Below are 8,473 nucleotides of genomic sequence, written 5' to 3'. Positions count from 1 at the left end.
TTTCGGAATCGTTGAGTACCTCGGTTTCCACAAGTGATTCCGTTTCGACCTCTGAATCCGATTCGCTTAGTCAGTCTATATCGGCAAGTGTTTCAGAGTCGGTTTCGGAATCGTTGAGTACCTCGGTTTCCACAAGTGAGTCACTTTCGACTTCTGAGTCCGATTCGCTTAGTCAGTCTACCTCGGCAAGTGTCTCCGAGTCGGTTTCGGAATCGTTGAGTACCTCGGTTTCCGCGAGTGAGTCCGTTTCGACCTCTGAGTCCGAGTCGTTAAGTCAGTCGGTATCGGAAAGCATTTCAGAGTCTGTCTCAGAATCGTTGAGTACTTCGGTTTCTGCAAGTGAATCTGCTTTGACTTCTCAATCCGAGTCGTTAAGTCAGTTTGCATCTGAGAGCCTGTCAGAGAGTGTCTCAGGATCGTTAAGCACAGCGGTTTCCACAAGTGCTTCCGTTTCTACCTCTGAGTCCGAGTCGTTAAGTCAGTCTACATCGGCAAGTGTCTCAGGATCCGTCTCAGGATTCTTGAGTACTTCGGTTTCTGCAAGTGAATCTGTTTTGACTTCTGAATCCGAGTCGTTAAGTCAGTCTGCATCTGAGAGCCTGTCAGAGAGTGTCTCAGGATCGTTAAGCACAGCGGTTTCCACAAGTGAATCCGTTTCTACCTCTGAGTCCGAGTTGTTAAGTCAGTTTACATCGGCAAGTGTTTCCGAATCCGTCTCAGAATTCTTGAGTACCTCAGTTTCCACAAGTGAATCCGTTTCTATCTCTGAGTCCGATTCGCTTAGTCAGTCTACATCGGCAAGTGTTTCGGAATCCGTTTCAGAATTCTTGAGTACCTCGGTTTCTGCAAGTGAATCTGTTTTGACTTCTGAATCCGAGTCTGTAAGTCAATCGGTATCGGGAAGTTTTTCGGAATCAGTCTCAGACTCCTTGAGTGCTTCAGTTTCCGTAAGTGAGTCTGTATTGACATCTCAATCCGAATCTGTAAGTCAATCGGTATCGGCAAGTGTTTCGGAATCCGTCTCAGAATTCTTGAGTACCTCCGTTTCGACAAGTGATTCCGTTTTGACCTCTGTTTCCGAGTCGCTCAGCCAGTCTGCATCGGCAAGTGTTTCAGAGTCAGTTTCTGCCTCCTTGAGTACCTTAGTTTCTGTAAGTGAGTCACTTTCGACTTCTAAGTCCGAGTTGCTCAGTCAGTCGACTTCGGAAAGTAGCTCAGAATCCGTCTTCGAATCATTAAGCACCTCTGAATACGCCAGTGAATCTCTTTCGATCTCTGAATCTAAGTCGCTCAATCAGTCGGTATCGGCAAGTGTCATCGAGTCTGTTTCAGATTCGTTGAGTACATCCGTTTCCACAAGTGATTTTCTTTCGACTTCAGAGTCGGTTGTCGAAAGTCAATTAGCATCTGAGAGCCTGTTAGAGAGCGTCTCAGAGTCTTTGAGTACCTCAGTTTCAGCAAGTGAGTCCGTTTCTACCATTGAATCTGAGTCGTTCAGTCAGTCAGTATCGGTAAGTGTTTCAGAGTCAGTTTCTGACTCCTTGAGTACCTTAGTTTCTGTAAGTGAGTCACTTTCGACTTCTAAGTCCGAGTCGCTCAGTCAATCGACTTCGGAAAGTAGCTCAGAATCCGTCTCCGAATCATTAAGCACCTCTGAATCCGCCAGTGAATCTCTTTCGACCTCTGGATCCGATTCTGTAAGTCAATCGGTATCAGAAAGTATCACCGAGTCTGTTTCAGAATCTTTGAGTACTACATTCTCAGCAAATTACTCAGCTTCAACTTCTGAGTTGGAGTCAGAGTCAGTCTCTTTGAGTACTTCGGATTCTACAAGAGGGTCGGTCTCAGATTCCCAATACCTTTCAACTAGCCAGTTGACCTCAGAATCCGAGTCCGTCTCCGAATTAATGACTACCTCAATTTCCGCAAGTGAATCTATGTCAACTTCTCAATCCGAGTCGGTAAGGAATTCAGCTTCTATCTCGAGTTCTTTGAGTCAATCTGCTCCAACAAGCGAGTCTGTCTCGACACCGGAGTCTAGGTCTGAATCAGTCAGTCTAACCGAGTCGTCATCGGAATCCTTGAGCGGTTCAATCTCAACTAGTGAAACCCTTTCAGAATCCTCATTTGACTCACATAGACACTTAGAGTCAATCAGTCATTCTCAGTCTCTTTCAAGGTTGAATTCAACAAGTGAGGCTCAATCTGATGGGGCTCCGGGATTACTCATCCAGTCCTTATCCAACAAAGAAAGCTCATCGGAAGAAGTTCTTCCGGCAACTGGGGAGAAGAAAACTACAGCATCAACCTTATTTGCTCCTCTTGCATCTTTCGTTGGGCTAGCTCTATTGGGGCGCCGTAAAAAAGAAGAGGAAGAATAATCCTGTATCGCTATGTGAAAACAGCCATCTAGTATTTTGAGTGTCTAAAAAAGAATCTCATTTTGAGGTTCTTTTTTTCTGTTTTACCCTATTAGATTTCGCTGATTTTATCAAAAAATAATGAAAATACTTTCGAGGAGGAAATTTTTTGAAAATTGAATTGTTATTTACCTCAAATTACTTGAATATGTATAGTAATAATGTATAATATTTAATGACTATAATGTTGAGGGGATATTCATGTTTTTTAAACGTTTGAATGGAAAAGTTAGGGAGATGGATCGAACGACTCGTTTCAAGTTAATCAAGTCTGGGAAGCACTGGGTTCGTTCAGAAAATTCTACCTTAGGTTTATTTAAAATTGTTCGTGGAGAAGTAGAAACAAGAGTTGTAACGAAGTCAGATAAGGAGCGTGATGGGATCCGTTCTACAAGTCAATTTGTACTGAAAGGCTTATTGGCGACGGGAGCAGCTGCTGGTGCTACCTCCATTATCAACACGGCTTTTGCGGATGAAGCAGGAACTGATGTGGTGACAACTTCTGAATTACAGAAAGAGACCTTAGCAGAGGCCAATAGCTTAGTGATTGGATCTGTTTCTGATGCCAGATCAATGTCAGAAGAAAGTTTCGAATCGACAAGTGCTTCAGTCTCTTTAAGCGAGCACGGTTCTGAGAGCCTTACTGTGGCTCCGAGCGAATCTGCTTCAGAAGCTACGACGACATCAGAGTCAAGCGTGGAAACGACCGAAAGGGTTCTAGGTGCAACGGATAAGGTTGGTCTAGAACAGAATCTGTCAGAAGCGACCTTGTTGACCCAAATGGCCGAAAACTATGCCTCAAACCTTACAAATGCGGATCAAAAAGCAGCTCTTTCAGCTGCTATCGCTAAGGTGCAAACCGACTTGTCAACCGGTACTCAGTTGCTTCATGAAAATGTTGCGACGCAAGCATATGTGGAGCAGCGTCAACGGTTAAATGAGTCTGTTGATGAAATGATGCTTGCTCTGAAAGCATCAGGTTTTGTGGGGAATAGCAGTGTAAACGGCAAACCTGCCATTGCAGCTCAGTTGGCACCGATTTATGAAACCGTAACGGACTCTGAAGAGTTATCAGAAATTACTCCTGATTTGGAAGACCGAAACGGAGCTAATATCGAAGATGCTGCTTTGAAATTTGCAGGAGTAGAAAAGGACCCGCATTTAGATAAATCTGTAATAAATCTCGATCCTGCGACTCTTAAGTCTCTGTCTGAGAACCATGATGTGACACGTTATACCTTTGCTATTTGGGATTTCGTTAATCGAGTGAAACCGGATCCTCTGGATTATTATGCAACCTTATCCGTCGATCGTAGCTCGATTGGTTCAACTACTCCTAAAGGTGTCGACGTATACTTCCGCTTGGTTAAAAAGTCTAGTGGTACGGAGGTTTATGCTCAAACAGTTAAAGCAAATAGTGTAGTTGAATTTGATTTACCAAAGGAATTAGTTGGTTCAGATACAAACCGCCAATACAGGGTCTTTTACTCAATTTATGATGATGGGAAACCTGGAGTTATACGGATGCAAAGTGTAAGTTACCAGACTCCTAAATTTATGATTCAACAGCTTTATGATGTGCTAGAACCTAAAAATGTAGGTCTTTATGCACCATCGACAGTAGCATCCATTGTTCCATCACGAAGTGCTGAACATGTCACCTATTATAAGCTCATTGACGACAAAGGACAATTCTCGCGAGGAGCTTATGTTCCAACTGGTAGAGAAAAGGTTTTAGCCTCTTATGCCCAGGTTGGTATTGAAGGCCAAGAGTATACAGCTTCGGCTGCTCGACAATTGGATGGTTTTATGCAAGTTCCACTAGTAGACTACCATCAGAATAAAATGTCTGGCGTCCTTGATCTGAGAAAGGTTGGAGAACAGAATGTAGATACTTATTGGGGAGGAGCAAGAGATCGTTATATTAAACTTGTCCGAGAAGTGACGAGTCCGAATGGCGATTTCACCTTAAAATACTATGTCTTGGATCCTTCCAAACAGAGAAATTACCGGAAAGGTGATAACGGTACAGTATTTGACCTTGCAAATTATACCTTGGTCTATGAAAAGGCCTTTAGAAATGATCATTGGAATGAAACCTTTGAAAATCTTGAGACGCGAGAGATAAAAAGCAAGAAAGAGGATTATTCTCTTACAGTCACTCCCGATTTTTCAGATGGAAAAAACTTTAAGTTAAAAATCTCAGGTTGGTTCTCCTTGACAGAGAAGGTGAGCTATACGGATGAAAAAACGGGTAAGGAATATTCTTTCCGTAAACCATATACTTCCGCCCCAGAAAATCAAGCACAGCTTAGTGGTAGCCATATTGTGGGTGACGATGCATCCCTTCAAGGTGCTGACGGATTTTCTAAGTTTTATCATACGGTTTCGACCAGGGTTAGCTACTGGCCATTAAAGAGTGTGAATTACTATTACCGAAGAATGACTCCTTCTGAATTGAGTTCTCAATCATTCATTTATTCAGCTTCTCATTCGATGTCAACACAAGATAGTCTTTCATACTCAGAAAGCAACTCACAGGTAGTTGCTTCAGAGTCTCAATCTCTGTCTGTAGCTGTTTCTCTGTGGGATAGTCAATCAACGTCCTTATCTGAGTCGATGTCAAGTAGTGACTCGGTATCAGATAGTTTTTCTATTTCACAGGAACTCGAATCTCAATCGCTATCTTCTTCTCAGTCTAATTTGCAGAATGATTCGGAGGTCTCAGCTTCAGTATCGGTAAGTAGCTCTCTATCTGCTTCAGAGAAGTTAGCTTCTGAGTCATTGAATGGCTCCTTGTCTGTATCGGAGTCGATTTCTTCCGCTTCGACAAGTGCATCGTTATCAGCCTCAGAGGTATCCGTTTCGGCTTCAGCAAGCAGTTCATTGTCAGTTTCAGAGAAATCCGCTTCTGAATCCTTAAGTGGCTCCTTGTCTGTATCAGAGTCAATTGCATCAACGTCAGCAAGTACTTCAGTATCAGCTTCAGAGAAATCCGCTTCTGAATCCTTGAGTGGCTCCTTGTCTGTATCAGAGTCGGTTGTTTCTACTTCAGCAAGTAGCTCGTTGTCAGCTTCAGAGAAATCCGCTTCTGAATCCTTAAGTGGTTCCTTGTCTGTATCAGAGTCAATTGCATCAACGTCAGCAAGTACTTCAGAATCTGTAGCTCGTATGAAATCTTCTGAACTTCAATCCGCTTCAGTATCTGAGTTGATTTCGGAATCAACTAGCGTGTCAACTTCATCATCGATAAGTGCTTCAGAAGCAAGTACGTCGATTTCGGCAAGTGTATCAGAATCAGTCTTAACTTCTGAATCAGTTTCAAGTAGCGCATCAGAATCTGTCTTGAGTTCCGAGTCCGTTTCAGTAAGTAGATCTGAATCAATCTCAAGTAAACAAACATCTAAGTTAGCGTCTGCTTCGGTCTCTGAGTCAGTTTCAACGAGTGCTTCAAAAACTAGTGCGTCAGTTTCAGCAAGCGCGTCAGAATCAGTCTTGAATTCAACATCCGTTTCAACAAGTGCATCTGAGTCAACCTCAAGCAAGCTAGCATCTGAGTTGGCATCGGCTTCAACCTCAGCCTCTGAGTCAGTCTCAACTAGCACTTCAGAATCTGTAGCTCGTATGGAATCTTCTGAACTTCAATCTGTCTCAGTGTCTGAGTTGACTTCGAAATCAACAAGCGTTTCAGCTTCGGCTTTGACAAGTGTGTCAGAAGCAAGAGCATCGGTTTCAGCCAGCGTATCAGAATCAGTCTTGAATTCAGCGTCTGTTTCAAACAGTGTCTCTGATTCGACCTCACGCACGCAAGTTTCTGAGTTGGCGTCTGCTTCAACATCAGAGTCAGTCTCAACTAGCACATCAGAATCTGAAGCTCAAATGGAATCTTCTGAGCTTCAGTCTACATCTGTATCTGAGTTGAGTTCGGAATCCGTTTCGGCTTCAGCAAGCGCATCAGAATCTGCTTCAAACAAACAAGCCTCTGAATTGGCTTCGGCCTCAGAGTCAGTTTCAGCCAGCGCATCCGAATCAGTCTTGAATTCCGAGTCTGTTTCAATCCGTGCATCTGAATCTGCTTCTCGCAAGCAAGCCTCTGAGTTTGAGTCAACATCAACATCTGATTCAGTGTCAACTAGTGAGTCTGTATCAGTAAGTAGTTCAGAGTCTGTTTTGAATTCTGCATCTGTTTCAGCAAGCACATCAGAATCTGAAGCTCAAATGGAATCTTCTGAGCTTCAATCTGCCTCAGTGTCTGAGTTGACTTCGAAATCAACAAGCGTGTCAACTTCAGCATCTACAAGTGTGTCAGAATCAAGTGCATCTGTTTCAGCCAGCGTATCCGAATCGGAATTGAATTCAGCATCTGTTTCAGCGAGCACATCCGAATTTGCTTCAAACAAACAAGCTTCTGAGCTTCAGTCTGCCTCAGTGTCTGAGTTGACTTCTGAATCAATCAGCGTTTCCGTTTCAACATCGACAAGTGCGTCAGCCAGCGTATCTGAATTGGTCTTGAATTCAGCGTCTGTTTCAGCAAGAGCATCCGAATCTGCTTCTCGCAAGCAAGCCTCTGAATTGGCTTCGGCCTCAGAGTCAGTTTCAGCCAGCGTATCTGAATCGGTCTTGAATTCAGCATCTGTTTCAGAAAGTGCATCCGAATCTGCTTCAACCAAACAAGCCTCTGAATTGGCATCCGCTTCAATCTCTGAGTCCGTTTCAGCAAGAGCTTCGGAATCTATCTTGAGTTCTGAGTCTGCTTCAAGCAAGCAAGTTTCTGAGTTAGAGTCAACATCAACATCTGATTCAGTGTCAACTAGTGAGTCTGTATCAGTAAGTAGTTCAGAGTCTGTTTTGAACTCTGCATCAGTTTCAGTAAGCGTATCAGAATCGGTCTTGAATTCAACATCTGTTTCAGAAAGTGCATCCGAATCGGCTTCTCGCAAGCAAGCCTCTAAATTGGCTTCGACCTCTGAGTCAGTTTCAGCAAGAGCTTCAGAATCTATTTTGAGTTCTGAGTCTGTTTCAGAAAGTGCATCAGAATCTGCTTCTCGCAAGCAATCCTCTGAGTTAGAGTCGACATCAACATCTGAGTCAGTTTCAACCAGCACATCCGAATCTGTAGCTCGTATGGAATCTTCTGAACTTCAATCTGCCTCAGTGTCTGAGTTGACTTCAGCATCCGTTTCCGCGTCAGCAAGAGCTTCAGAATCTATCTTGAGTTTTGAGTCTGTTTCAATCAGTGCCTCTGAATCTGCTTCAAACAAACAAGCCTCTGAATTGGCATCCGCTTCAATCTCAGAGTCAGTTTCAACCAGCATATCAGAATCTGTAGCTCAAATGGAATCTTCTGAGCTTCAGTCTGCCTCAGTGTCTAAGTTGACTTCAGCATCCGTTTCCGCGTCAGCAAGCGCATCAAAATCAGTCTTGAATTCAGCGTCTGTTTTAGCAAGCCCATCCGAATCTGCTTCAAACAAACAAACCTCTGAATTGGCTTCAGCATCGCATCAAACGAGTGCTTCTGATCAGTCTTCGACTTCTACAAATAGATCGACTTCGTCTACTCATTCTATGTCACAGGCATCAAATTGGTCATCCGCTTCTGCCTTGGCTTCAAATGCAGTAAACGAATCTACAGTGGTGTACGGGTCTGCTTCGGCGAGTCTTCAGGAGCCAGCGAGCACACTTGTTTCATTAAAAGCAAGCCAGCTCTCCTCAGAATCGACTTCTCTTTCAACGAGTCGTTCTACCTCTAGCTCGGCAAGTCAATCCCATTCACAAAGTCAAGTGACTCCTCAGATGAGCTCTTCTGGCGAGAAATCGGCTGCTTCTGTCTCTGAAGCGAAATCGGCGTCGGACTCTCTGGGAGTGACGTCACGTGAGCTGTTCATTACGCTTGTAGTAGCTTTCTTTGCAGGCTTGGCCTCATTTTTCCATCGTAAAAAGTAAATACAATCATCTTTCTTAAATTGAAAATTTGCTTCTTTCGATTCTTCTGATATACCGGCAGATCCATGAGTGGATTTGTCGGTTTTCTTTGAGAATGTCGGGTGAAAAGC

At 43.6% G+C, this 8,473-nt stretch carries 2 protein-coding genes; both read left to right on the top strand.

The window, feature by feature from the left end; all coding sequences use genetic code 11:
* On the top strand, nucleotides 1–2,381 hold a 2,381-nt coding region (locus QM873_RS01800), incomplete at its 5' end, for an LPXTG cell wall anchor domain-containing protein (RefSeq protein ID WP_414278700.1).
* 240 nt (nucleotides 2,382–2,621) lie between these two features.
* On the top strand, nucleotides 2,622–8,363 hold the full coding sequence (locus QM873_RS01795) for an accessory Sec-dependent serine-rich glycoprotein adhesin (protein ID WP_414278699.1): 5,742 nt from the start codon (nucleotides 2,622–2,624) through the stop codon (nucleotides 8,361–8,363).
* The last annotated feature ends 110 nt before the right edge of the window (nucleotides 8,364–8,473 follow it).

The sequence above is a fragment of the Streptococcus australis genome (assembly GCF_047463015.1).
Taxonomy (GTDB): Bacteria; Bacillota; Bacilli; order Lactobacillales; family Streptococcaceae; genus Streptococcus; species Streptococcus australis_F.
Note: the sequence above shows the minus strand (reverse complement) of the source record. Positions and strands in the feature narration are given on the sequence as shown.

What these genes read in the sequence shown, in the direction of transcription:
- QM873_RS01795 (WP_414278699.1), top strand. Translation starts at nt 2,622, where the DNA reads ATGTTTTTTAAACGTTTGAATGGAAAAGTTAGGGAGATGGATCGAACG.